Annotated in this window: 18 protein-coding genes; 7 read left to right on the top strand and 11 right to left on the bottom strand. The window is 74.1% G+C overall.

Going from position 1 to position 24,741, the window contains the following annotated elements; all coding sequences use genetic code 11:
• Nucleotides 1–3: 3 nt before the first annotated feature.
• Entirely contained in the window at nucleotides 4–837 is an 834-nt protein-coding gene (locus AB0C33_RS41080; protein WP_358298262.1) for a DUF6039 family protein, read from the bottom strand.
• 134 nt (nucleotides 838–971) lie between these two features.
• Between AB0C33_RS41080 and AB0C33_RS41085 the strand changes: the two genes are divergently transcribed.
• Nucleotides 972–2,255: a cation:proton antiporter gene (locus tag AB0C33_RS41085; RefSeq protein WP_358298264.1), complete on the top strand. Its 1,284-nt coding sequence runs from the start codon at nucleotides 972–974 to the stop codon at nucleotides 2,253–2,255.
• 1 nt (nucleotide 2,256) lies between these two features.
• Here the strand turns inward: AB0C33_RS41085 and AB0C33_RS41090 are convergent, their stop codons facing one another.
• Nucleotides 2,257–2,895 (bottom strand): 4'-phosphopantetheinyl transferase superfamily protein, encoded by a 639-nt coding sequence (locus tag AB0C33_RS41090; protein WP_357978830.1) that lies wholly within the window; start codon nucleotides 2,893–2,895, stop codon nucleotides 2,257–2,259.
• Nucleotides 2,896–2,954: 59 nt separating this feature from the next.
• A complete protein-coding gene (locus tag AB0C33_RS41095) occupies nucleotides 2,955–3,875 on the bottom strand; it encodes a nitroreductase/quinone reductase family protein (RefSeq protein ID WP_358298266.1) in 921 nt (306 codons plus the stop codon).
• Between the two features lie 149 nt (nucleotides 3,876–4,024).
• Between AB0C33_RS41095 and AB0C33_RS41100 the strand changes: the two genes are divergently transcribed.
• The 3 genes from AB0C33_RS41100 to AB0C33_RS41110 all read left to right on the top strand — a co-directional run bounded on the left by AB0C33_RS41100 (nucleotide 4,025) and on the right by AB0C33_RS41110 (nucleotide 7,754).
• The gene (locus tag AB0C33_RS41100) at nucleotides 4,025–5,422 is read left to right on the top strand and encodes an MFS transporter (RefSeq protein WP_358298268.1); all 1,398 of its coding nucleotides are present in this window, start codon (nucleotides 4,025–4,027) and stop codon (nucleotides 5,420–5,422) included.
• Nucleotides 5,423–5,455: 33 nt separating this feature from the next.
• Entirely contained in the window at nucleotides 5,456–6,520 is a 1,065-nt protein-coding gene (locus AB0C33_RS41105) for an alkene reductase (protein ID WP_358298270.1), read from the top strand.
• 499 nt (nucleotides 6,521–7,019) lie between these two features.
• Nucleotides 7,020–7,754 carry a glyoxalase gene (locus AB0C33_RS41110; protein WP_358298272.1) on the top strand — a complete coding sequence of 245 codons (735 nt, stop codon included), beginning with the start codon at nucleotides 7,020–7,022 and terminating at the stop codon, nucleotides 7,752–7,754.
• A 42-nt stretch (nucleotides 7,755–7,796) separates the two neighbouring features.
• Here the strand turns inward: AB0C33_RS41110 and AB0C33_RS41115 are convergent, their stop codons facing one another.
• From AB0C33_RS41115 to AB0C33_RS41135, 5 genes are read right to left on the bottom strand one after another with little or no spacing between them, the layout of a single operon-like run.
• Entirely contained in the window at nucleotides 7,797–9,095 is a 1,299-nt protein-coding gene (locus AB0C33_RS41115; protein WP_358298273.1) for a hypothetical protein, read from the bottom strand.
• Nucleotides 9,092–10,303, bottom strand: a complete 1,212-nt coding sequence (locus AB0C33_RS41120) for a hypothetical protein (protein WP_358298275.1) — start codon at nucleotides 10,301–10,303, stop codon at nucleotides 9,092–9,094. The genes AB0C33_RS41115 and AB0C33_RS41120 overlap by 4 nt, the downstream gene beginning before the upstream one ends.
• Nucleotides 10,300–11,583, bottom strand: a complete 1,284-nt coding sequence (locus tag AB0C33_RS41125) for a hypothetical protein (RefSeq protein WP_358298276.1) — start codon at nucleotides 11,581–11,583, stop codon at nucleotides 10,300–10,302. Before AB0C33_RS41125 ends, AB0C33_RS41120 begins: the two co-directional genes overlap by 4 nt.
• Nucleotides 11,580–12,782: an ATP-grasp domain-containing protein gene (locus AB0C33_RS41130; RefSeq protein WP_358298278.1), complete on the bottom strand. Its 1,203-nt coding sequence runs from the start codon at nucleotides 12,780–12,782 to the stop codon at nucleotides 11,580–11,582. Before AB0C33_RS41130 ends, AB0C33_RS41125 begins: the two co-directional genes overlap by 4 nt.
• Nucleotides 12,779–13,720: a glycosyltransferase family 2 protein gene (locus AB0C33_RS41135; protein ID WP_358298280.1), complete on the bottom strand. Its 942-nt coding sequence runs from the start codon at nucleotides 13,718–13,720 to the stop codon at nucleotides 12,779–12,781. Before AB0C33_RS41135 ends, AB0C33_RS41130 begins: the two co-directional genes overlap by 4 nt.
• Before the next feature lie 199 nt (nucleotides 13,721–13,919).
• Between AB0C33_RS41135 and AB0C33_RS41140 the strand changes: the two genes are divergently transcribed.
• Genes AB0C33_RS41140 through glf form a run of 3 tightly spaced genes read left to right on the top strand, consistent with a single transcriptional unit; the run spans nucleotide 13,920 to nucleotide 17,496 of the window.
• A complete protein-coding gene (locus AB0C33_RS41140; RefSeq protein ID WP_358298282.1) occupies nucleotides 13,920–15,716 on the top strand; it encodes a carbamoyltransferase C-terminal domain-containing protein in 1,797 nt (598 codons plus the stop codon).
• Nucleotides 15,713–16,351, top strand: a complete 639-nt coding sequence (locus tag AB0C33_RS41145; RefSeq protein WP_358298284.1) for a hypothetical protein — start codon at nucleotides 15,713–15,715, stop codon at nucleotides 16,349–16,351. The genes AB0C33_RS41140 and AB0C33_RS41145 overlap by 4 nt, the downstream gene beginning before the upstream one ends.
• A complete protein-coding gene (gene glf, locus AB0C33_RS41150; RefSeq protein ID WP_358298286.1) occupies nucleotides 16,348–17,496 on the top strand; it encodes a UDP-galactopyranose mutase in 1,149 nt (382 codons plus the stop codon). The genes AB0C33_RS41145 and glf overlap by 4 nt, the downstream gene beginning before the upstream one ends.
• A 177-nt stretch (nucleotides 17,497–17,673) precedes the next feature.
• Here the strand turns inward: glf and AB0C33_RS41155 are convergent, their stop codons facing one another.
• From AB0C33_RS41155 to AB0C33_RS41165, 3 genes are read right to left on the bottom strand one after another with little or no spacing between them, the layout of a single operon-like run.
• Entirely contained in the window at nucleotides 17,674–19,860 is a 2,187-nt protein-coding gene (locus AB0C33_RS41155) for a hypothetical protein (RefSeq protein WP_358298288.1), read from the bottom strand.
• A complete protein-coding gene (locus AB0C33_RS41160; RefSeq protein ID WP_358298290.1) occupies nucleotides 19,857–23,585 on the bottom strand; it encodes a DUF5682 family protein in 3,729 nt (1,242 codons plus the stop codon). Before AB0C33_RS41160 ends, AB0C33_RS41155 begins: the two co-directional genes overlap by 4 nt.
• Complete coding sequence (locus AB0C33_RS41165; RefSeq protein ID WP_352323711.1) at nucleotides 23,582–24,733, bottom strand: AAA family ATPase; 1,152 nt, start codon at nucleotides 24,731–24,733, stop codon at nucleotides 23,582–23,584. Before AB0C33_RS41165 ends, AB0C33_RS41160 begins: the two co-directional genes overlap by 4 nt.
• Nucleotides 24,734–24,741 lie beyond the last annotated feature (8 nt).

Below are 24,741 nucleotides of genomic sequence, written 5' to 3' on the forward strand. Positions count from 1 at the left end.
GGCCTAGGGCACCATCAGGACGTCGTGGATGCTGGTCGGCACGAACAGCCGGTCCCACTGCCCGCCGCCGTGCCGTTCCGGGACCCGTTCCACGTCGTAGACCTCCTTGCGCATGCCCTCGCCGCGGTCCAGCTCCCGCACGGCCTGGTAGTCGTCCAGCTCGCGCAGGTGGATGAGGGCGTGCAGGCGGTCCTGCCGGCCCCACGTCTGCTCGTAGATGAAGGCGGTGGCGCGGCCTTCGAGGTTGGCGTTGAGGTAGCGGGACCAGTCGTAGAGGAACTGCCGCCCCTCCTCGCGCAGCTCGTAGCGCGCGTCGGCGGTGCGCAGCACGATCGCGCCGGCGGTCGCCGAGTTGAGCTGCTCCTGCTGCGTGGTCTGGTAGGTCGCGGGCGGCACGAACGTGCCGGGCACGTCGTGCACGTCGTCGGTGAACCCGTGCTGCGGGCACATGACGGTCTCCTGGAGACTGCCGTGCACGAACATCTTCTCCCAGTTGCCGCCGCCCTTCTTGGGCAGCCGGTCCTTGAGCGAGATCTGCTGGAACGCCTCGTCGTGGTCCACCATCTCGATGAGCTTGCTGTACTTCTCGGGGGACTTCATGTGCACGAACCAGTGCAGCCGCTCGCGTACGCCGAAGACCTCCTCGTAGCAGAAGGTCGTGGCGACGCCGGCCTGGGCGCGGTTCATGTAGTCGAGCAGGTCCACGCTGAAGTCGCGGCCCTCGCGGGCCATGCCGTACTCCAGCATCCCCACGCGGTGGATGATCAGGCCCGCGTTGCCCGAGTGCAGCAACTGGTCGGGGGGCAGGGTGGTCTGATACTGCGCCGGCTTCGTCATGCCCCGAATGTCGCCCACGGGGGCGGGAAGCTCCGCTCAATATTGAGCAGGCCCCCGGCGCGCCCGTCGCGGGCGGGCTCAATATTGAGCAGCAGGACGGCGGCCCGATCGGCCTAGCCTCTCCTGTGCCTGACATGCCTCTGGGAGCCCACGAACTGCTGGTCTTCATGCTGCAGCTGGGCCTGCTCCTCGGTCTCGCCGTCCTGCTCGGCCGGCTGGCCGTGCGCCTGCGCATGCCCGCCATCGTCGGCGAGCTGACCGTGGGCGTGCTGCTCGGCCCGTCGCTGCTGAACCATCTGGCCCCCGCCCTGAAGTTCACCCAGCTCCACCTGCTGGACGCGGTGGGCCAGGTCGGCGTCCTGCTGCTGGTCGCCATCACCGGCGTCCAGCTCGACTTCGGCCTGGTCCGGCGGCGCGGCGCGACGGCCGTCAAGGTGAGCGTCGCCGGTCTGGTCGTGCCGCTGGGGCTCGGCGTGGCCGCCGGTTTCCTGCTGCCCGCCTCCCTGCTCGTCGAGGGCACCAGCGTGACCGTCTTCGCGCTGTTCCTGGGCGTGGCCACGTGCGTCAGCGCCATCCCCGTGATCGCCAAGACGCTGACGGACATGAAGCTGCTGCACCGCGACGTCGGCCAGCTCTGCCTGACCGCGGGGATGGTGGACGACGCGTTCGGCTGGTTCATGCTCTCGGTCGTCTCGGCCATGGCGACCACCGGCGTGCGCACCGGGCAGATCGTGTTGTCGCTGGTCTACCTGGTCGCGCTGGTGCCGTTCGCGCTGTGGGTGGGCCGGCCGCTGGTCCGCTGGACGATGCGGGCGGCCACCCGCTCGGACGAGCCGGGCCCGGCCGTGGCCACCGCCGTGGTGCTGGTGCTGCTGGCCGCCGCCGGCACGCACGCGCTCGGCCTGGAGGCCATTTTGGGGGCGTTCGTCTGCGGCGCGCTGATCGGACGGTCCGGCCACGCCGACGCCGCGTGGCTGGCCCCGCTGCGCACGATCGTCCTGAGCGTGCTCGCGCCCCTGTTCTTCGCGACGGCCGGCCTGCGCATGGACCTCACGCTGCTGTCCAGGCCGGACGTGCTGGCGGCGGCCGGGGTCGTGCTGGGGGTGGCGATCGTCGGCAAGTTCCTGGGCGCGTACCTCGGGGCGCTGCTGAGCCGGTTGAGCGCGTGGGAGGCGTTCGCGCTGGGGGCGGGCATGAACGCGCGCGGCGTCATCGAGGTGATCGTGGCGATGGTCGGGCTGCGCATCGGCATCATCGACACGGCGATGTACACGATCGTGATCGTCGTCGCGATCGTCACCTCGCTCATGGCGCCGCCGATCCTGCGCGTCGCGATGAGACGCGTCGAGCTCACCGCCGAGGAACGCCTGCGCCGGGCCGAGCACGAGCAGCTGGTCGAGCCCGGCCGCCGCGGCTGACCTATCGGGGGACGACGATCGCCGTGGCCAGCAGCCCGGGGGCGGCCGTCCAGCGGCCCGCGAACTCCGCCAGCGGCGCGTCCGGCGGCAGCAGCCTGGCGCGGAAGCGGCCGTCGAGGGAGAAGGCGAGTGAGCCGTCGTGGAACCCCAGCCACTCGCCGGTCAGCGGGAACCACGCCTTGTAGACCGACTCCTTGGCGCTGAACAGCAGCCGGTCCCAGCAGGTGCCGGGCCGCAGGTCGCGCAGCTCGCGGACCATCGCGGCCTCCTCGGGCCTGGCCACCATGCGGAAGACGCCTTCGGGGAGCGGCTCGTGCGGTTCGGCGTCGATGCCGATGCTGCGCACGTCGCCGGCGTCGGCCACGGCCGCCGCGCGGAACCCGGCGCAGTGCGTCATGCTGCCCACCGCGCCCGCCGGCCAGCGCGGCGCGCCGCGCCGGCCGGGGACGATGGGCGCGGGCGGGATGCCGAGGGCCGCCAGCGCCTCGCGGGCGCAGTGGCGGACGGTGGCGAACTCGCGCCGGCGTTTGGCGACCGCCTTCCTGACGGCGTGCCGCTCCTCGGGGAAGAGCCGCACGCCGGGCGGGTCGCCGTAGGCGGTGGAGACGGCGACGTTGTCCGGGACGAGCGTCTCGATCATCGAGTGTCCCTCCTCCTGGGCCGGCGGGTGCCCCTCCGTCTACCCACAGGCCGCCGTCGTCACCGCTCTCCGGCGAGCGGTTCGAGGACGAGGACCGGGATCAGGCGCTCGGTCTTCGTCTGGTAGTCGGCGTAGTCGGGGTAGGCCGCCACCGCCCGCCGCCACCAGGCGTCCTTCTCCTCCCCCGACACCTCGCGCGCCCGGTAGACGCCGGTCGCCGTGCCGTCCTGGAGCTCGACGACGGGCTCGGCGAGCACGCTGGCGTACCACTGCGGGTTGACCGGGGCGCCGCCCAGGGACGCGACGGCCGCGTAGCGCCCCTCGTGCTCGACCCGCATGACCGGCGTCCTGCGCAGTTTGCCGGTCTTCGCGCCCCGGTAGGTCATCAGCACGACGGGCCGGTCCTTGATCGTGACGCCGTCGGTCGTGCCGGTGCGCAGGATCTGCTCGACGTGCTCGCGGACCCAGTCCGACGTGCTGGGCTCGTACTCGCCGATCGGCCCCTGCCCGGCCCGCCGCGCCGCCTCCGCCGGGCCGTGCCGCCGGCCGGGGCGCTTGTCCACGTTGTCGGTGAGGGTGTTGATCAGGGCGGGCAGCCCGGCCACCGTCTCGGCCGGCAGCCCGGCCACGGTCTCCTCGGCCAGGTCGACCCAGAGCCGCTTGACCTGCTCGGCCAGCGCCCGGCCGCTGTCGGTGAGCTCGACCACGCTGGCCCGCTTGTCGGACGGCGCAGGCGTGCGGCGGATGTGACCGGAGGCCTCCAGCTTGCGGCTCATGAGCGTCACGCTGGGCGGCTCGCATCCCAGCGCCTCGCTGAGCTGCGCCTGGATCCTCGGCCCGGTGCGGGCGAGTTCGAGCAGCAGCGCCTCCTGCCCCGGATGCAGGCCGAGCGGGGCCAGCAGGGCGGCTGCCCTGGCCCGGTGGCGCAGGCTCAGCAGGCGGATCGCCTGGTTGACGGCGTCGGCTTGTGCGAAGTCCATGATCGCTCCTTGACGGAAATTAGTTATGTGCATAATAGTTATCCGCGTAACCAATCCTACACGGCCGGGCACCGCCCACAGGAGCCGGGATTGCGAAGAGCCCCGACGCGGCGCGTCCCCAGGGCGAGCAGACAAGAACGGAACATCCCATGACGAGCATCGGCGCCGCCGCCCGGCGGGCCACCCCACGAACCATCCCGTCCTGGCTGATCCTGGCGCTGGCCTGCGCCGGCCAGTTCATGGTCATCCTGGACGCCTCCATCGTGAACGTCGCCCTCCCCGCCATCCGCGCGGAGCTCGGCTTCACCCCCACCGGGCTCGCCTGGGTGGTGAACGGCTACCTGCTGGCCTTCGCCGGCTTCATGCTGCTGGGCGGCCGGGCCGCCGACCTGTTCGGCCCGCGCCGGACGCTGGTCGCCGGGCTGCTGCTGTTCTCCGCCGCCAGCCTGGCCGCCGGCCTGGCGACCGCGGCGGAGGTCCTGGTCGCGGCCCGCGTGGTACAGGGCGCCGGGGCCGCCATGATGGCCCCCGCCACGCTGGCCGTGATCAACACGTACTTCACCGAGCCGGGCGCGCGTGCCAGGGCGTTCGGCGCCTGGTCGTCCGCGGGCGGCGTCGGCGGGATGATCGGCGCGGTGGCCGGCGGCGCCATCACCACCGGCCTGTCGTGGCGCTGGGTCTTCCTGATCAACGTGCCGGTCGGCGCGCTGCTGATCGCCGTGGCCCTCGCGGCGCTGGTCACCGTACGAAACGCGCGGCGCGAGCCGCTCGACCTGGCCGGCGCGGTCACCGCGACCGCCGGCCTGGCGGCGCTGGTCTACGGGGTCATGCAGAGCGCCGAGCACGCCTGGTCGTCCGGACGGGTGCTCGTGCCCGTGCTCGCCGGCCTGCTGCTGCTCGCCGTCTTCGTCGTGGTCGAGGCGCGCTTCGCCGGAAGGCCCATGCTGCCCCTGCGGCTGCTCCGGATCCGGGGGGTGGCCGTCGGGAACGGCATGCTGCTGCTGTTCGGCGGGATCACCATCGCGATGTGGTACTTCACGTCGCTGTTCCTGCAGAACGTCCTGGGCTTCAGCGCGCTGCTCGCGGGGCTCGGGCAGACGCCCGCGGCGGTGACGTTCATGCTGGTCGCCCGGGCGTCCGCCGCCCTGCTGCCGCGGGCCGGGGCGCGTGCGCTGACGCTCGCCGGCGGCGCGCTGTTCGTGGCCGGGTTCGGCTGGCTGTCCCTGGCGCAGGCCGGCAGCGGCTACCTCACCGGCGTCCTCGGGCCCACGCTGCTCGTCGCGGCCGGCATCGGGCTGACCTTCCCCACCCTCATGGCCGCGGCGACCGCCGAGGCGCCCGAAGGAGCGGCGGGCGTCGTCGGGGGCCTGGCCAACACCACCAGCCAGGTGGGCTCGTCGATCGGCCTGGCGGTCCTCGCGACGGCCGCGGGCGCCGCCGGCTCCCCCGAAGCCCTCGCCGACGGCTACGGCCTGGTCTTCCTCATCGCGGCCGGGCTCGGCCTGGCCCTGGCGGCGGGCGGCTTCCTGCTGCCGCGCCGCGCCTGACCCACCCCCACCCCTTCCACCAAGGAGATTTCCATGTCCATCGCCTTCGATCCGATCGCCGTGGGCGGCACGAAGCTGGCCAACCGGGTCGTCATGGCCCCGATGACCCGCAGCCGCGCCCGCGACGGGCTGGTGACGAGCCTGACGGCGCGGTACTACGCCCAGCGCGCCTCCGCCGGGCTGATCGTCACGGAGGGCATCCAGCCGTCGGTGATCGGCCAGGGCTATCCCTTCACGCCCGGCCTGCACAGCGCGGCGCAGGTCGCCGCCTGGCGGGAGGTCACCGGCGCGGTGCACGCGGCGGGCGGCAAGATCTTCGCCCAGCTCCTGCACACCGGCCGGATCGGCCATCCGGTGCTGCTGCCCGAGGGGGCGGTCCCCGTCGCGCCGTCGCCGGTGGCCGCGCGCGGGCAGCTCTTCACCCCCGACGGCGTCAAGGAGTTCGTCACCCCGCGCGAGCTGACGGAGCCCGAGATCGAGCGGACCGTCGCCGACTTCGCGGACGCCGCCCGCAACGCCGTCGAGGCCGGCTTCGACGGCGTGGAGCTGCACGGCGCCAACGGCTACCTGATCCACCAGTTCCTCGCCCCCGGCAGCAACCGGCGCACCGACGGCTGGGGCGGCTCGGCGGCCGGGCACGCCAGGTTCGCCGTGGCGGTCGTCTCGGCCGTGGCCGAGGCGATCGGCGGCGACCGCACCGCGTTGCGGATCTCCCCCGGGATGCCGAACAACGACATGCACGAGCCCGACCCGCGGCCGGTCTACGAGGAGCTGCTGGGCCGGACGTCCGGGCTGGGGCTGGCGTACCTGCACGTCATGGAGGCCGCCGACCGGGAGCTGACGCGCGCCCTGCGACGGCTCTTCCCCGGCCCGCTCGTCCTGAACCCGCACACCGGCGACCGCCCGACCGGCCCGGAGGACCTCGCGCTGATCGAGGACGGCACCGCGGACCTGATCGCCTTCGGCCGGCTCTTCCTCGCCAACCCCGACCTGCCCCGCCGGCTGGCGACCGGCGCGCCGCTCAACGCCCCGGACCCGGCCACCTTCTACGGCGGCGACGCCGCGGGCTACACCGACTACCCGGCCCTGCCCGCCTGACCGGCCGGTCGCGGGGCGCGGACCGGTTCAGGGGACGCCATCCTTTTTGATCTTCAAGGATGGCGTCGGCCGGAATTTCGGTCGGCCGATAAAGCGGCTCCCTTGCGGAGCAGGCGGTCGGAGGCGGTGTCAAGGAAGGTCCGCGCCCCACGCCCCGGCGGCGATTGGCCCGGACCCGCGCGAACAGGACGCCACCAGCCTCGATGCGCGCCTCCGGCCGCCGGAGTCACCGAAATGTGATCGGCGCTCTTTTCCCATGCATTCTTCGCCTCGCGCATGATTCAGTGGAAAACAATTCATCGGCGAATTCAGGGCGGGTGGATCGCCGAAAATTCACCGCCGCCCGACCGCTGTTCAAATGATTCGGGAAAAGCGCATTGTCCGATCAATTGCGTCCCGGAATTCAGCGAACAAGGCTGCGGAACCGTCCTGGAACGATCCATATGCGAGAGGCCGCCGGAGATGCCAGCATCGTCGGATGACCCGAGAGGTGGAATCCGTGAGCGAGCCCGCGATCCGTCCCAACGAGACGACGGTTCCGGTGCTGCCCTGCCCTTCCCCCGAGCAGACCCTGGAGTTCTTCGAGGCGCTCGGGTTCACCGTCACCCACCGGCAGACCCGGCCCTACGTCTATCTGGCGATGCGCTGGAGCGGGTTCGACCTGCATTTCGGCCCCGCGCCGAAGGACTTCGACCCCGCCCGGGACGCGACCGGGGCGTGCCTGGTCCTGGTCGACGCCGTGGCGCCGTACCACGCCGCGCTCGTCGCGGCCATGCGCCGGGCCTACGGCAAGGTGCTGAGCTCGGGCCTGCCGCGGATCACCCGCTACCGGCCCGGCGCGTCCAGGTTCACGCTGATGGACCCGTCCGGGAACTCGATCATGTTCATCCAGCGGGACGAGCCGGCCGAGCTGGAGTACGGCGGCTCCACGAAGCTGACGGGCCTGGCCAAGGCGCTGGACAACGCCCGGATCCTGCGCGAGTTCAAGAACGACGACCTGCAGGCCTACCGGGCGCTCAAGTCGGCCGTGCGCCGGCACGGCCCGCAGGCTCCGGCGGCCGAGCGGGCCATCGCCCTGTGCCACCTCGCCGACCTCGCCACGGCGCTCGGCGAGCCCGCCGAGCCGTGGCTGGCCGACCTGCGCGGCACCGAGCTCACCCCCGACGACAGGCGGCGCGTCGAGTCCGAGCTCGGCCACCTCGCCGACCTGAGCGAATGGCTCGGGCCGAGCTGACGGCGGGCAGAGCGGCGGCGAACGGCCGGGCCGCGGCGGGCGTCAGGAGGCGGGGGTGTTGTGCATGATCTTGACCATCCGCACCTTGCCGTTGGGCTCCGGGGTGATGCTGTCCACCGTGCGCGCGGTCACCTCGAAGTCCTTGGCGACGGCGGCCACGGCGTCGCGGACCCGCCCGGCCAGGTCGGCGGGGGCCGACGGCGAGGGCACCAGCAGGATCTCCACCGCGCCCGGCCGGTACTGGAGCACCTGCACGCCGCGCACGCCGGCCGTCGGCATCACGGCCGGGTTGGTGAGGAAGTTGGCGTGCACCGTGCGCCCGTCGGCGGCCACGACGCGGTCCTCGGTCCGTCCCTGGATCCGGCGGATGATCGGGGTGTGGAAGGCGCGGCACGGGCAGTCGTCCGGCTCGATGAGCACGCGGTCGCCGAGCCGGTAGCGGATCAGCGGCATCGCCTCGGCGTGCAGCCGGGTCACCAGGACCTCGCCCTCGCCGTCGGCCAGCGACACGCCGCCGTCGTCGTGCAGCACCTCCACCACCACGTCGGCCGAGCGCAGGTGCATCGCGCCCTCGGGGCAGGTGCGGCCGATCGTGTACGCCTCCACCGAGGCGTACACCTCGTGGCCGCGCGCCCCGAAGTAGTTCAGCACGTGCTCGCGGGCCTCGGGGGTGAGCGTCTCGCCGGCGAAGATGACGGTGTGCACGCGACGGTAGGCGATCTTCCTGCGGCGCAGCTCGTCCACGAGGGTGACGATGCAGCCGGGGAAGCCCCACAGGAACGTCGGCCGTCCGCGCAGGAACGCCTCGACCTGCTCGTCCAGGCTGCGGCTGGTGTTGACGTGGACCGTACGGGCCAGGCCGAGCCGCTGGAGCCGGTGCGGCCGGAACTCGCCCACCCGGAAGTAGCCGATCCGGTCCCAGGGACGCAGGCCCGAGGCCAGCAGGTCCTGGAGGTAGGTGGCGCGCAGGTAGCCGAGGTCGCCCTCGGAGTAGAAGGGCCGGATGGGCACGCCGGAGGAGCCGCTGGTGGGCGCCTCGCGGGTGTTGTCGGGGGTGAACCCGGTGGCCATCAGCTCGGCGGGCGGCAGGTCCCGCAGCGTCGTCCGGTTCAGCATCGGCAGGGCGGCCAGGTCGGCGGCGGTGGACAGCGCCGCCACGGCGTCGGCCGGGAACACGCGGCGGTAGTACGGCACGTTGGCGTGCGCGTGACGGACGAGCCCCGTCAGCAGCCGGTCCTGCACGACCTGGAGCCGGGCCGGGTCCATCCGGTCCCGTGAGCGCGCCAGGTACAGGTTCCGCACCACCGGCACCACCGGGATCGTGCTGGGCAAGCCCTTCATGAGGTCTCCTTCTTCAGCGTGGCCAGCATGACGCCGCCCTTGACCACCTCGCCCGCGCAGTACGCCAGCAGCGCGCCGAACGCCGTCGCGGCGGGCACCAGGAACCAACCGGCGGCGGCCACCACCGCGAACTGCAGGCACGCGGCCACCGCGGCCAGCCGCCGTCCCCGGTCGTCGGTGTTCTCCACCAGCAGGAACGCGGGCAGCACGGCCACCGTCAGGGCCGCCTCGGCCAGCAGCGCCGCGCCGGTCGCCACCATGCCCCGCTGGCCGCCCGCCAGCACCACCCCGAGCACGACCACCGCCAGGGCGCCGGCCGGCACGGCGGGCGCGAGGATGCGCCGCGCCATCCGGCGGGCGCCGGCCTCGCCCGTGCCCTCGATCCAGACCGCCACCCGCGGCTGGAGGATGCGCAGCAGGTACGACACGCCCATCACGACCACCGACAGCGCCACCGACCACACGTAGAAGACGCTGGTCTGCTGCGCGTCGTCCAGGTGGGCGAAGTACGCGAACGTCACCGAGGTGGCCGCGACCGCGGTCACCTCGCCGACGCTGAGCAGCGCCGCCGCGCGCACGGCCGGCCGGTAGGCGCCCTTGTCCGCCTTGCCGGAGCGCCCGCGGATCAGCCCGGCCGCCAGCACGGCGTTCAGCACCGCCAGCACGCCGACGTGCAGGGCCAGCAGCGCGTTGGCCCGCATCCCGGTCAGGGCCACCAGCCCCACGCCGGACGCCTGCGCGACGGCGAGCGTCAGGTAGGCGAACACGTCGGCCCGCGCCCGCCCGCGCAGCCGGTTCAGCGCCGCCATGACCGCGCAGCAGCCCAGCCCGCAGGCGTAGGCGGCGGCCGCCGCGTACCGGGCGGGCGCGCCGCCGGGGTCGGCCGCCGCCAGGGCCAGCCAGACGGGCACGGCCAGCGTGAACGGCGTGGCCGCCAGCAGCATGAACAGCGGCCGCAACGTCTGCCCGCCGCGCCGCGGCACCAGCGCCAGCGCCGCCTTCTCGATGCCGCTGGACGTCAGCGCCAGCAGCCAGCCGGACACGCCGTTGGCGGTGGCGTACAGGGCGAACTCGTCGGCGCCCCAGAGGCCGAGCAGCACCAGGTTGGCGGTCCACAGGGCGGCGCGGAACGCGCCGCGCCCGGCGAACAGGGCCGCCGTCACCGCCACGAGGCGTGGCGGCGGCCTGCGGCGCAGGCTCACGGTCACGGGCCGGCCTGTGCCGACTCGACGAACCTGCCCTTGCCGCCGGGGGTGAGCGTGACCCGTTCGGCCTGCTCGAAGCGCACCTCGACCGGGCCGCCCACCTGCTTGGCCAGCCCGTCCCGGTAGGCCGCGGCCACCTCGTCGAAGTCCCGGCCCGCCTCGGGAACCAGGTGGACGGTGACGTTGCCGTCGGCGTCCTGGCGGACCATGCTCTCGGCCACGCCCGGCGTCCACATGGCCAGCGACAGGAACGTGGCGGTGTAGACGCGGTGGCCGCCGGGGAAGGTGATGTAGTCGTCGGACCGGCCGCCGGTCACCCGCATGCGCGTGAACCGGTTGCCGCAGCCGCACTCCCCCGGCACGATCATGCCGCGGTCGCCCAGGCGGTAGCGGATCAGCGGCATCGCCCGTTCCCTGAAGTGGGTCACCACGACCGCGCCGTCCTGGCCGTCGGGCACCGGCATGCCGTCGTCGTCCACGATCTCCAGGCGGACGCGGTCCTCGTCCACGTGCATCGCGCCCCGGTCGCACTGGGTGGAGACGGTCAGCACCTCGTAGGCCGAGTACTCGTCGTACACCGGCACGCCGAAGCCGTTCTGCAGCAGCTCGCGCACCTCGTCGGTGAGCAGTTCGGAGTCGGTCATGACCATGCGCAGCGTGCGCCGCAGCTCGGCCACCTGGGCCGGGGTGGCGGCGCGCAGCAGCCCGCGCAGCACCACCGGGTAGCCCATGATCAGGTGCGGGCGCACCTTCAGCACGTCGGCCAGGATCTTCGCGTCGCCCTGCCCGGCGCCGATGACCGTGCGCGGGAACAGGCCGAGCCGCTGGAACCAGCGCAGCGGGCGGGGGAACGGCTTGATGTGCGCGATCCGCCACCACGGCCGGTAGCCCGACAGCAGGAAGCGGCGGAAGATGGTCGCGCCGTGGTAGCCGTAGGCGGCCACGTCGTGCCGCACCTCCAGGACGCGGCCCGTGGTCCCGCTCGTACGGTCCAGCCGGTAGTCCTTGGTGCTCAGGCCGGGCGTGTGGAAGCGGGACAGGTCGCCGTCCAGCACGGTGGCCTTGTCCAGGATCGGCAGCTTCGCCAGGTCGGCCAGGCTGTGCAGGGGCACGTCGTAGCGCGGGTCGGCGTAGTGCGGCACGTGCGCGCGGGCGAAGGCCAGCAGGTCGCGCAGGCCGTCGAGGGTGAGCCGGTCGGTCTCGGCGCGCGGGCGGCGGATGGCGCGGAAGGCGTCCACGACGTGCCGCACCTCCCGCACGGCTACGCCCAGTCCATGGCTCACAGGCCGTCCCCGATCTCGAAGCGGAGCAGCCCGGTGGCCTCGGCCAGCACGCCGGCCAGGGCGTCCCGGCCGGAGGCGGCGGCGGTCAGGTAGCCGAGCTTGGCGCCCGCCCGCGTGTAGCGCTCCACGTGGTCGCCGGGGGCGGCGGCCAGCACCAGGTCGACGACGCCGGGCAGCGCCCTGACCTGCTCCTCGCCGTCCACCCTGACCAGCTTGCCGTCGCGTTCCGCGTTGAGCACGCGGACCGCGCCGTACCGGGTCGCCGCCGGGGTCAGGGACGGCGTCTCGCCCATGGCCGACAACACGTACTGCTCGACCACGTCCACGCCGTGCACCAGGCCCAGCAGCTCGGCCAGGCCGTTGCCGCCCAAGCGGGCGCCCATCTCGACGAGCACGACCTCGCCCGCCCCGGTGACCAGCACGTCGGCGCTGAGCGGCCCTTCGCGCAGCCCGGTCTCGGCGCAGATCGCGTCGAGCATCGGGCGCACGGCGTCGGTGACGTGGTCCGGGCCCGGCATGGTGTGCTGGACGGTGATGAACAGCGGCGGCGGGGTCAGCTCCCGTTCGGCCAGGCCGATCAGCGCCACCTTGCCGCCGATCACGAACGCCTCGGCCGTGTAGTGGGCGCCCTCCAGGAACTCCTCGGCCACGACGCGGCCGGACAGCGACCACTCCCTGGCCAGCCCCACGGCCTCGGGCAGCTCGTCCGGCGCGCGGCACAGCGACACGCCGCGGCTGCCGGAGGAGTCCACCGGCTTGACCATGAGCGGGAAGCCCAGCTCAGGGGCGTCGCGCAGCACTTCCTCCGCAGCGCCGCTCACGTGGCGGGGACCGGGCAGGCCGAGCCGGGCGCACATCGCGCGGAACCAGCCCTTGTCGACCGAGCCGCGCACCGCGCCCTCCGACAGCCCGCACGGCAGGCCGAGCCGGGCGGCCAGGGCGAGCTGCGAGGGCAGGTTGACGTCGCTGGCCGGGGAGACCACGCCGGCCAGGTCGTCGCGCTCGGCCAGGGCCCGCGCGACCCGCGGCACGTCGCGGGTGCTGAGGTCGAGGAACTCGTCGGCGTGCGCGACGCCGGGGGCGTCGGCCCGCATGTCCACGCAGATCGTGCGCACGCCGAGGCGGGCCGCGGCGCGGATGGTGCTGATGGCGCCGTCCGCGCCGCCGAGGACCGCGATGGTGCGGCCGGCGCCGGTCACGTGAGCCTCCCGGCGAGCAGGTCAGCGGAATCGACCGGCACGTTGGCCTCCCGTACGAGGAACAGCGGCGGACGGGCCTGACCGCGAGAGATGTGCAGAAGCGTGCGGGCCATCATGCTCAGCCCGAACAGGGCGGCGGCCAGCGCCAGCCCGAACAGCAGCGCGCTGCCGGTGATCCCGGCCAGCAGCGCCACGGGCAGGCCGATCAGCCCCGCCCACACCGCGGCCGAGATGGGCCGCGACGAGAAGCCGAAGAACAGGTCCAGCGAGTGCCTGGCCAGCCCGCGCACGGTCACCTTGGACGAGCCGTGCACCCGCGGCCGGTGCGCGGTCGGCACGGTCGTCCAGGCGCGCGTCAGGCGCGGCAGCGTGGCCAGGAAGTACGGCGTGCCGAGCCGCAGGTCCACGATCCGTCGCGCGATCTCCGTGCGGACCAGGCGGAACGTCGTGGCGCGCGGCGGGATCTCGATGCCCAGCAGCCGCCGCGCCAGCCAGTCGTGCACGATCGACGCGGTCCGCCGCGGCCAGGGGTCCTTGCGGTCCACCCGGATGCCGAACACCGCGTCGTACCCGTCGGCCGCCCGCTCGATCAGCCGCTTGGCCTCGGTGGGCGGGAACTGCAGGTCGGCGTCGAGGTGCAGCACCCAGGGGTTCCGGGCGTACCGATAACCGGCCGAGAAGGCGGCCTCCACGCCGAAATTCTTGGACAACGATATGAACGACACACGATTGTCACTCTCGGCGATCGCGCGAATGCGCGCGAGCGTGTCGTCCGTACTGCCGTCGTCGACGAAGAGAATTTCGAGTTCTCCCTGGTCACCCAGCGCGTCTGCGATTTCGCGATAGGTGTCAGGGATGTTGTCGGCCTCGTTCAGGCACGGAACGACCACGGTGAGTGCCAGGCCGTCCGGCGGAACCGGAAGCGGATGCTCATTCATGGAACGGTCTTCACCACGTGTATCAACCCCGGTTCACCCTGTGACAGGGCCCGGGCATTCCCACCCGGCTACGACCCCGGTTGCGGAATATATCCATACGTGTCAGACAAAAGCTAGGTATTGATTTCTTTACGGCCGGTTTGTTAGGAAGATCTCCGACGCGGGGCCGCTGGGTCATGCGCATTGTCAGGGGGCATTCATGTTTGTGCTCGGCATCAGCCAGGTCCACGACTCGGCGGCGGCCCTGGTGGCCGACGGGAAGATCGTGGCCTTCGCCGAGGAGGAGCGGTTCACCAGGGTCAAGCACGACGGCCGGTTTCCCGCGCAGGCCGTGCGCTACTGCCTGGAGGAGGCCGGCATCACGCTGGCCGACGTCGACCACGTCGCCTACTACTGGCAGGCGCCCCGCGAGACGTTGCACGCGCTCGGCCACTTCGCCCGGCACCTGCCCCACACGCTGGCCGTCTTCCGCAACGACGCCGGCGACTACGGCGACAAGGCCAGCGGCCTGCTGGAGACGCTGTCCGACCAGAAGGGCCAGGCCCACCCGGACGACTACAACGTGGGCGGCGCGCTGCTGCTGCACCTGCGGCGCGGGTTCACGCTGGAGAAGATCCTGCGCGAGTCGCAGAACTTCCGGGGCCGGACGAAGTTCAAGGTCCACCTGATGGACCACCACCGCGCCCACGCCGCCAGCGCGTTCTTCATCTCGCCGTACCAGGAGTCGGCGATCATCACGTGGGACGGCATCGGCAGCGACGGCACCTCCACCTACCTCGGGCTGGGCAAGGGCGGCCGGATCCACGACATCCGCCGGGTCAAGTTCCCGCACTCGCTGGGCGCCATGTACGCCGGCGTCACCGGCTACCTCGGCTTCAACCCGACCCGGGACGAGGGCAAGGTCATGGGCCTGGCCGCGTACGGCACCGACCGCTACGTGGACGACTTCGCCGACCTGGTCCGCCTGGGCCCCGACGGCCACTTCGAGCTGGACCTGAGCTGGTTCCGGCACCACGCCACCGGCAAGCACCAGATGTCGGCCAAGTTCCTGGCGCGCTTCGGCCCGGCCAGGCCGCGCGAGCGCGCCATCCCCAACCAGCACTACGCCGACGTCGCGTACGCGCTGCAGGCCACGCTGGAGCGCACCGGCCTGCACGTGGCGCGCTGGCTGCAGGCCAAGACCGGGCAGACCCGCCTGGTCACCGCCGGCGGCGTCGCGCTGAACAGCGTCATGAACGGCCGCATCCTGCTGGAGACGCCGTTCGAGGACTTCTTCGCCCAGCCCGCAGCCGCCGACGACGGCTCGGCGCTGGGTGCGGCGCTGCTGCTGGGCGTGGAGAAGTACGGCATGCGGCGCCCGCGCGACGAGGAGTACATCTTCCTCGGCCCGCAGTTCGGCGAGGAGGAGATGGAGCGGGCGCTCCAGGACGCCGGCCTCGACTACCGGCGCACCGACGACATCAACGACACGACGGCGCAGGCGCTGGCCGACGGCAAGATCGTCGGCTGGTTCCAGGGCCGCATGGAGTGCGGGCCGCGCGCGCTCGGCAACCGCTCGATCCTGGCCGACCCGCGCCGCGCCGACGCCAAGGACCGGCTCAACGAGAAGGTCAAGCACCGCGAGCCGTTCCGCCCCTTCGCGCCCTCCTGCCTGGCCGAGCACGCCGGCGAGTACTTCGCCAGCGGCTACCCCTCGCCCGTCATGCTGCTCGTGTTCGACGTGCTGGAGCACCAGCGGGACAAGGTGCCGGCGATCACGCACGAGGACGGCACCGCCCGCGTCCAGACGGTCTCGGCGGCCGACAACCCGCGTTACCACGCGATGATCTCCCGCTTCGCGGAGCTGACCGGCGTGCCCATGGTGGTCAACACCTCGTTCAACGACAACGAGGAGCCCATCGTGTGCACCCCCGAGGACGCCGTGCGCTGCTACCTCAAGACCGACATGGACGCCCTGGCCCTGGGACCGTTCTTCACCGAGAAGGACGTTCGTTGAGGCGTTGGCTGTGGCTGGCGCCCGCCGTTCTGGGCGCCGGGGCGGCCACCCTGATCATGGTGATCCTGCCGCCCGACCGTACTCTGGACAACCCGCTCGAAGCGCTGTGGAAGGTCAGCCCGCTGGTGTTCGCGGTGCTGGCCGTGGCCGGGTTCCCCCGGCGTCCGGGGCTGGGCATGGCACTGATGTGCGCGCTGGTCGTGGGGTACATGGGCGTGCTCGACACGGTCAACGTGCTGCACATCTTCTCCTACGCCGAGTCCGCCGACCAGAAGGCCGCCTTCCCCGAGCTCTACCAGTTCATGCTCTTCATGAACTCCTTCACCGTGCTGGCCGTGCTGTTCGCCTACCGGCTGGGCGGGGCGCGTTCCGACCGCGTGCTGAAGGTCGGGCTCGCCAGTGTCCTGGTGGTGATCTCCGGGCTGAACGACCTGTCGATGTGGCTGCTCGGCGACTGGCCGCAGGGCCGGCCCGGCACGCTGACGTGGGCCTCGCACATCGCGGTGTTCGTCGGCGGGCCGCCGAGCGTCGCCGTGGCAGTGATCTTCTTCCTCGTCCACCTCGCCCTGGCCGGGGTCGTGCTGGCGCTGCCCGTTCGGCGCTGGCTTGACCGGCTCGTCCCCGCGGCCGCATGAACGCCGACTTAGTCGTCGTCGGCTCCGGTCTGTTCGGGCTGACCGTGGCCGAGCGGTGCGCGTCCGAGCTGGGGATGCGCGTGCTGGTGCTGGAGCGCAGGGACCACGTCGGCGGCAACTCCTACAGTGAGCGCGAGCCGCAGACCGGCATCGAGGTCCACCGGTACGGGTCGCACCTGTTCCACACGTCCAACGCGCGCGTGTGGGAGTACGCCCAGAGGTTCACGTCGTTCACGCCGTACGAACACCGGGTCTATTCAGTGCACAAGGGGCAGGTCTACCCGATGCCCATCAACCTGGGCACGATCTGCGCCTTCTTCGGCCGCCACCTCAGCCCCGACGAGGCCCGCGACCTGGTCGCCCGGCAGGCCGCCGAGGTGACCAGCGCCGGCAACCTGGAGGAGAAGGCGATCTCGCTGATCGGCCGGCCGCTGTACGAGGCGTTCATCCGAGGCTACACCGCCAAGCAGTGGCAGACGGCCCCGGCCGAGCTGCCCGCCGAGATCATCGGCCGGCTGCCGGTGCGCTACACCTTCGACGGGCGCTACTTCGACGACCTCTACCAGGGCCTGCCCACCGACGGGTACGCCGCCTGGCTGGAACGCATGGCCGACCATCCCAACATCGAGATCCGGCTCGGCGCCGACTTCTTCGACCTGCGGGAGAGCCTGGCCGGCGCGGTGCCCGTCGTCTACACCGGGCCGCTGGACCGCTACTTCGGCTACGCCGAGGGCGAGCTGGGCTGGCGGACGCTCGACTTCGAGACCTCCGTGCTGCCGACCGGCGACTTCCAGGGCACGTCGGTGATCAACTACGCCGACGAGGACCTGCCGTGGACGCGCGTCCACGAGTTCCGCCACCTGCATCCCGAACGCACCTGGTACCCGTCCGACGCCACCGTGATCATGCGGGAGTACTCGCGCTTCGCCGGCCGGACCGACGAGCCGTACTACCCGATCAACACGCCGCAGGACCGCGCCCGGCTGCGCCGGTACCGCGACCTGACCAAGGGCGAGCGGGACGTCTGGTTCGGCGGACGCCTGGGCACCTACCAGTACCTCGACATGCACATGGCCATCGCCGCCGCCCTCACCCTGTACGAAAACCGCCTCCGCCCCCGCTTCACCCCCCACACCTCCGAATAGGACGGCCCCTCCCACACCCGGGCTTGGGGCCGCTTCCGCCCACGCCTCCTGGGAGGGCGGCCAGCTTTCGGGGCCGGGGCCGTCGTCGCGCGCGGCTGCCTTCTCGCCCCCACCGCACCCTTTCGCCTGCCCCGGGGAGCGGGCCGCCCGTGGTGCGGGCGGCCCGGTCGCCGGGTTTCAGGGGGTGGCCTGCCAGGAGGTGCGGACGAGGGCGCGTTCGGTGGCGGCCAGATGGGTCGCCGCCGCGAGCCAGGCCCGCGCGTACCCGTCCGGTTCGGCCTCGGCCAGCCTGCCGAACACGTCACGTTCACGCCGGTCGGCCTCGTCGGCGAGCGCGACGGCCAGGTCGGCGGCCGTGCGGAACCCGGCCCGGCGCAGGGACGCGGCCTGCCCGCGGGCGTCGCCGCCGCGCGCGGACTCGGCGACCGCCCTGCGTCCGCCGGAGACCGCCAGCTCGACCAGCCGGCGCACCCGCCACAGCGGCGCGCCGTCCAGCGGGTCCACCTCGGCGTACGCGTCCCGGCCGGGCGAGGGGCTGGCGTCGGCGGGCGGGGGGCAGGCGTCGGCGGGTGGCAGGTGCGAGCCCTGGAGGCGGTCGTAGCCGAGGTCGGCCCGGCCCTGCCACTCGGGGGGCAGTCTGAGCGTCGCCTCCTCCCCCGCGACCGGCCCCACGGCGAGCGGGACGAGCGTCGCCGCCCGGCCGGGCTCGACCCTGGCCACCACGCGCACCCGCAGGCCGGGGCGCGAGGCGAGCCGCCGCAGGTTCTCGACGTACGCGAGATCGGGATGACGGTTCGCCGGAACCAGCCGGACCACCGGCCCCTCACCGCCGACCGCCGCTCCCGCCGCTTCCTCCGCCTGCGTGGCTTCGGCCGCTCTCCCGACTTCCGCCACTCCCGCGGCTTCCACCGCTCCCCGGGATTCGGCCGGTTCCGCCACTCCCCCGGCTTCCGCCGTTCCCTCGGCTTCGGCCGGTTGTGGCGGGGCGGTGGGTGGGAGGTGGCGGGCCAGGACGTGGTCGCCCGCCGCGCCGACGATCACCAGGTCGCAGCCGACCGGCTCCCGTACCTGCTCGGCGGACTCCTCCTCGCTCCACGCCCCCGCCGACAGCCGGGCCCCCACCGCTTCGGACAGCGGCCGGGCGAACAGCGCGCCGAGCGGCCCGTCCGTCCAGGCCAGGCCGGCGACCGGGGTGGCCCGTACGCCCTTGCCCGCGCCGAGGCGGCCGTCCGGGGAGACGGTGGCCCCGGCGATCAGCAGTCCGCCGCGGGCCAGTTGCGCGTGGCTCATCATGGCCGCCCCGATGGCGACGGTTGCGGTCGCCGCGCCACGGGCACGGGCCGGGCCGCCGGGCTTGACGTCGGCCACCGAGAACCAGCGTCCGTCCTCGGTGAGGAGGTGGGTGACCACCCCGCCGTAGCCGGTGCTGCTGATCACGGGCTCGCGGAAGACGCCGTACACCTTCAGGCCGCCGTTCGGACGGTAGCCGCGCCGTACGGTGCCGACCAGCGCCGGGTCGGGATCGGACGCGGCCAGCCGGCCCACGGTGAGCAGCAGCTCCCGCAGGGCGGAGACCAGGTCGGCGAGGCGGTGGCTGTCGTAGCGGGCACGGGCGGCGCGCAGCCCGCGCACCACCCGCAGCGTGGCGGCCTCGGCCCTGGGCAGCCCGGCCAGGCGGGCGGTGTGGGCGGCTCTGAGCAGCTCAGCCTGCGGCACCGCGCCCGCGCCCGGCACACCCGCCGACAGCACGGCGGCCGCCGCCCGCCACAACCCCGCGGCCGCCGCCACCTGCGCCGCCCCGGGCGCAGCCGGAACGACCGCCTCCCCTGAGCCCGACCCGGACGCGGCACCCGCCTGCCCGGACCGTGGACCCGACCCGGAGTCGCCACCCGCCTGGCCGGCTCCTGGGCCGGGCGCCGGCTCGGCACCCGCCTGGTCGGTGTCCGGTCGCCGGCCGGGTTCGGTGGCCGGCTGGGCGGGACGTCCGTCGGTGGAGGGCGTGTCCGGTTGCCCGGAAGGGGACGGGGATGTGTCCGTCTCCACGTCCAGGGGCAGGGTGTCGGCCGGGTCGGCCAGGGGGCAGGCGGTGAGGAGGGCGGCGCGGTGGAGGCAGCGGGGGGCGAGGAGGCAGGAGCAGCGGGCCTGCCCCTCCTCCGCGATCACCCCCGACGGCCCCGGCGACAGCGTGACCACCGCGTCCTCGCCGCACGTGACCACCACGTCGGTGCCGTCGGCCACCCGGTCGAGGGCGGCGTACTGGTCGACGGCCGCGTCCAGCTTCTTGCGCAACCTGCTGGTCAGGCCGTCGACGGCGGCGGCCACCACGTGCGGCGCGGCAGGCGGGAGCGTTGCAGAGGTGTTCACCGGACTCCTCCCCGGAGGCGGTCCCCCACCCAGCGGGCGAGGGCGAGCGGGCTGAGCGCGGCGACCGGCATGCCGGCCGCGACGAGCTGCTGGGCGATGGGCAGCGAGTAACGGGGCACGCCCTGGTCGTCGAGCGCCGCGCAGCCCATCAGGTGGACGCCGGACCCGGCCAGTGAGCGCACCTCCGCGAGCAGGCCGCCCACCGGGTAGCCCTCCTCGAAGTCGCTGACGACGACCACGAGCGTACGGCTCGGCACGGTGACCAGCGTCCGGGCGTGCGCGAGCCCGGCGGCGATGTGCGTGCCGCCGCCGACCCGCACTTCGAGCAGCAGGGACAGCGGGTCCTCCACCCGGTCGGTCAGGTCGATCACCTGGGTGGAGAACGTCAGGAAGTGCGTCGAGAGCGTCGGCACGCCCGCGAGGACGGCCGCCGTCAGCGCGGACCACACGACCGACGCCTCCATCGACCCCGACACGTCGACCACGAGGATCAGCCGCCAGTCGGCCTCCTTCCTGGCCCGCGTGCTGAACACCGGCCTTTCCGGCACCACCACGAGCCGCCCGTCGTCGAGGCGGCGGGTGTGGGCCAGGTTGGCGCGCAGCGTGCGCGGCAGGTCGAGCCGGCCGCCGGGCCTTCTGGTCGGACGCGGGTTGGCCAGGCCGGTCAGCGCGGGTCTCAGCCGGGTCGCCAGCTCGCGGGTCAGCTCGGCGACCAGGCGGCGGACGAGCGGCCTGAGCTTGGCGACCTGCTGCTCGGGCAGCCCGCCGGCCAGCGACAGCACGGACGTCAGCAGCTCGACGGACGGCCGCACGGCGGCGGGGTCCAGCTCGGCGAGCACGTCGTGCCGTCCGGCGTCGGCGGCCCTGGCCAGCACTTCCTCGCGTACGTCGCCGCCGAACAGGGACTCCAGCTCGTCGGCCCATTCGCGGGCCGTGGGGAACGGGTCGCCCTGGCCTCCGGTGTCGCCCTGCTGCCCGAAGTCGTCGGCGCCCTCGCCGCGGCCGGCGCCGTAGAGCTCGTCCAGGGCGCGGGCGTACGGGCGGGCGCCGGCGGGCAGCCGTTCGCGCTCCCGCCCGAGCAGCAACCGCCACCGGTCGGCGGGGCCGATCCGCGTCCCGCCCTCCACCCGCCGCCCGGACACCGGCTCCCCGCCCTCCGCCTGGCGCGTGGACACCAGAGGCACCGGTTCCCCGCCCTCCACCAGCGGGACCGGACCGCCCTGCGAGGCCGGGACGCCCTGCGAGGCCGGGACGTCGTGCGGGGTGAGGAGGCCGAGGGTGTGCAGGGCCGTCAGGCCGGCCAGGTCGGCGGCGGTCCAGGTGGCCAGCAGGTCGGGCGGCGCGTCCAGCGTCAGGTCCGGACGGTCCCCGAGCCGCTCGGACACCGCCGCCAGCAGCCGGCCGCGGGCCGCCGGGGCGAGCGTGTCGAACCCACCTCGCAGGGCGGGCAGCCGGTCGAGGAACTCCTTGTCCGCCAGCTCGTCCACCCGGTCCATCAGCGGGCCGAGCGCGGCGGGCGCCGCCTGGAGCAGCGGTCCGGCGGCCGTGAGCACGCCGGTCAGCAGCAGGCTCAGCCGGCGGCGGCCGTCCGGGGTGGTGGCGGTGTCGATCCAGCCGGCGGCCCGCGCGCCCAGGAGCTCGGGGCCGTCCAGGTCGAGCAGCACGCGGGCGGCCAGCGCGGCCCCCTGGACGAGCGGCGCCCCGGTGCTCGCGAGCGCGCCCAGCGCGTCGTCCAGCCGCAGGCCCAGCCGGTCCTCCCCGGCCCGCGTGGCGAGCGCGACCAGCGCGACCGCGTCCTCGGGCCGGTCGCTGCCGGCGAGTCCGGGCAGCGACCGGACCGCGGCCTCCAGCAGCGTGACGGCCAGCTCGCCCGCCTGCTCGCGTCCTTCCGGCGTGGTGCCGGGAAGGTGCTCGCGGCGCAGCGCCTCCAGCAGGTCGAGGGCGTCGAGCAGCTCGGGGAGGGTGGCCGTGGCGGGCAGCGTGCCGGCGGCGTCGGCCAGCCGCTGCCCGACCAGCTCCGGCAGGTCGCAGCGGGCGGCGGCGCGCAGCCCGTCGAGGATGGTGCGGCAGGTGGGGCCGCCGTCCGCGGACTCGCGCCGGTAGGTCTCCCGCAAGGTGCCCGCCGCGGCCTGCGCCGGGGTCACGCCCCGGACGCCGGCCAGGTCGAGCAGCGCGGGGACGGCGGGCGTCCAGGACAGGCGCCATTTGGTGGTGAGCGCGCCGGCGTCGCCGGTGCCCGCGACCTGGATCGGCTCGCCGTAGCCGATGCCGCACACGTGCAGCCGGCGCAGCAGCACCTCCCGGCGTGCGTCCAGGTCGGAGCGGAGCGGGTCGAGGCGCACCTCGCGCGGGTCGGGGTCGTCCGGGCAGGGCAGCCTGAGCGCGGCCAGCTCCTCCTCGACGGCGGGCCCGAGCCCTGAGCGGGGGGTGCCGGGGGCGGTGCGGCCCCTGGCCGTCCCGACGAGCACCGTGTCGAGCGCCTTGGCCAGCGCGCGTCCGCGGCCCAGGGGTTCGCCCTGGCCGAGGACGGTCGTCACCGCCTCCAGCAGCTCGCCGCGGCCGGGGGCGGGCAGGCCGCGCAGGCGGGCGAGGTCGCACGCCAGGCGCAGCGTCTCGACGGCCTCGCCGGTGCCCGCCGCGTGTCCGGCGGCCCGCAGCTCCCTGCACAGGTCGGTGATCGCGCGGGCGGCGCCGTCCCTGACCCGGTCCGGTACGCCGTCCGCCTCGAACACCGCCTGCTGCCAGCGCGGGTCGCGGATCCCGGCAGGGTAGCCCGACCGGGAGTCGAGCAGATCGAAGGCGTACGGAACCAGCGAGGTGACGGCCCGCGCCCCATCGGGCGCGGACCCGACGGGCGCGGACCCGGCGGGCACGGACCCGGCGGGCACGGACCCGGCGGAGGCGGTGGGAGCGGAGTCGGGGGCGGGGGTCTCGTCGGTGGTGAGCAGGGCGGGGGCGTGGAAGGCGCCCACGACCGCGGCGACCCGGCGTCCACCGGCCGCGGCGGCGGACACCACGCGGCGCATGTACGCCTCCCGCGCCAGGTCCCTGGCCTGGACGCCGCCGCCCGCAGCCGCGTCGCGCCGCAGCGCCCAGCCCACGCCGAGCGCGGCCCGGCGGACGGCCTCCGGCTCGCAGCCCGGCGCCAGGACCTCGACGGCCCGGTCCCACATGTCGTCGCCCACCCGCCCGGTGCCCGCGGCGGTCAGCGCGTCGGCGAAGCGCGGCCCGCCGGCGGCTTCAGCCTCAGGCCCGGCGGCCTGCCGGCCCGGGTCCGAGAGCGGGAGGTCGCAGCACAGCACCTCCACGCCGCGCTTGACCGCCCACCGGATCGCCACCAGCTCAGGGGAGAAGTCGGCGAACGGGTAGAAGCCGAGCCCGTCCGCGCCGTTCCCGGCCAGGGCGACCGGGGCGATGGTGGCCGGGTCGGCGAGGTGGGGCAGCCACTGCTGGAAGTCGGCGGGCAGCTCGACGCACACCGTCTCCGGGTCGGCCGCCTCCAGCAGCTCGGGCAGCACGACGGCCAAGGCCGGACTGTGGTGCCGCACCCCCACCAGGTACGGCCGGGTCGCAGCGGCCAACCCGGCCACCACCACCCGCGGATCCGCCGGGTCGAGGGACGCGGCCAGGTCGAGCGGCGCGGCCGGGGCGGCCGGGGTGGCCGGGGCCGGCGAGTCGGGCGGGCCCGCCGGGTCGGCCCGGTCGGCCGGGGTGTGGGGCGTCAACGGAGGTTCTCCCGCAGGTCCCAGAGGCGGCGCCACATGGCCGAGCCGTCCTCGGCGCGCCGCCGCACCGGCCCGTCCCAGTAGCCGAGCAGCCGTCCGTGGTCGGCGGGGTCGTCCTTGCGCACGACGCCCAGCAGGTGGCCGGGCACCAGGTCGAGGACGTCGCCGCCCGGCAGGTACGCGGCCGCGACGCCGAGCGAGGCCGCCACCTGCACCGCCTCGGCGGTCGACATCACGGTGCCCGGCCGCTCGACGTCCCAGCCCTCGCCGGACCGTCCGGTGCGCAGGTCGCGGAAGACCGTGACCAGCGCCTCCAACACCGCGTCGTCCACGGCGAACCCGGCGCCGGCGCGCTGGACGACCGCCGTGGCCTGCCGCCGCACCAGGGACGTCTCGGCCGCGGCGTCGGAGATGGGATCGACGGTCTCGAAGTTGAAGCGCCGCTTGAGCGCGGCCGACATCTCCGACACGCCGCGGTCGCGGAGGTTGGCCGTGGCGATCACCGTGAACCCGGGGACGGCGGCCACCTGCGCGTCGTCGGTCCCGGCCAGCTCGGGGACGCTGACCCGCCGGTCGGACAGGATGGACACCAGCGCGTCCTGCACCTCGGGCAGGCAGCGGGTGATCTCCTCGACCCTGGCCACCCGCCCCGATCGCATGGCGGTCAGCACCGGGGAGTCCACCAGCGCGCCCCGGCTCGGCCCCTGGGCCAGCAGCAGCGCGTAGTTCCAGCCGTAGCGGAAGGCGTCCTCGGTGGTGCCGGCGGTGCCCTGGACGGTGAGCGCGCTGGTGCCGCAGACCGCCGCGGCCAGCAGCTCCGACAACATCGACTTGGCCGTGCCGGGCTCGCCGACCAGCAGCAGGCCGCGCTCGCCGGCCAGCGTCACGACGCAGCGCTCGACCAGCGCGCGTTCGCCGACGAACTTGGGCGCCACCTTGAGCTTGGACGGCAGGCCGTCCCGGGCGGGCAGGGAGAGGGTCTCCTCGCCGCTGCCGCAGATGAAGGTCACGACGGCGCGCGGCGTCAGCAGCCAGCCGGGCGGGCGGGGGCCGTCGTCGTGGGCGGCGAGGAAGGCCAGTTCGGTGGCGTACCGCTGCTCGGCGGAGACCACCTGCGTGGCGGGGGTCGCCTCGTCGGTGAGGGTCATGGGGTTTC

This window comes from Nonomuraea sp. NPDC048881 (assembly GCF_040649795.1).
Classification (GTDB): Bacteria; Actinomycetota; Actinomycetes; order Streptosporangiales; family Streptosporangiaceae; genus Nonomuraea.

What these genes read in the sequence shown, in the direction of transcription:
- AB0C33_RS41135 (WP_358298280.1), bottom strand. Translation starts at nt 13,720, where the DNA reads ATGAATGAGCATCCGCTTCCGGTTCCGCCGGACGGCCTGGCACTCACC.
- AB0C33_RS41140 (WP_358298282.1), top strand. Translation starts at nt 13,920, where the DNA reads ATGTTTGTGCTCGGCATCAGCCAGGTCCACGACTCGGCGGCGGCCCTG.
- AB0C33_RS41090 (WP_357978830.1), bottom strand. Translation starts at nt 2,895, where the DNA reads ATGATCGAGACGCTCGTCCCGGACAACGTCGCCGTCTCCACCGCCTAC.
- AB0C33_RS41100 (WP_358298268.1), top strand. Translation starts at nt 4,025, where the DNA reads ATGACGAGCATCGGCGCCGCCGCCCGGCGGGCCACCCCACGAACCATC.
- AB0C33_RS41095 (WP_358298266.1), bottom strand. Translation starts at nt 3,875, where the DNA reads ATGGACTTCGCACAAGCCGACGCCGTCAACCAGGCGATCCGCCTGCTG.
- glf (WP_358298286.1), top strand. Translation starts at nt 16,348, where the DNA reads ATGAACGCCGACTTAGTCGTCGTCGGCTCCGGTCTGTTCGGGCTGACC.
- AB0C33_RS41165 (WP_352323711.1), bottom strand. Translation starts at nt 24,733, where the DNA reads ATGACCCTCACCGACGAGGCGACCCCCGCCACGCAGGTGGTCTCCGCC.
- AB0C33_RS41080 (WP_358298262.1), bottom strand. Translation starts at nt 837, where the DNA reads ATGACGAAGCCGGCGCAGTATCAGACCACCCTGCCCCCCGACCAGTTG.
- AB0C33_RS41085 (WP_358298264.1), top strand. Translation starts at nt 972, where the DNA reads ATGCCTCTGGGAGCCCACGAACTGCTGGTCTTCATGCTGCAGCTGGGC.
- AB0C33_RS41115 (WP_358298273.1), bottom strand. Translation starts at nt 9,095, where the DNA reads ATGAAGGGCTTGCCCAGCACGATCCCGGTGGTGCCGGTGGTGCGGAAC.
- AB0C33_RS41105 (WP_358298270.1), top strand. Translation starts at nt 5,456, where the DNA reads ATGTCCATCGCCTTCGATCCGATCGCCGTGGGCGGCACGAAGCTGGCC.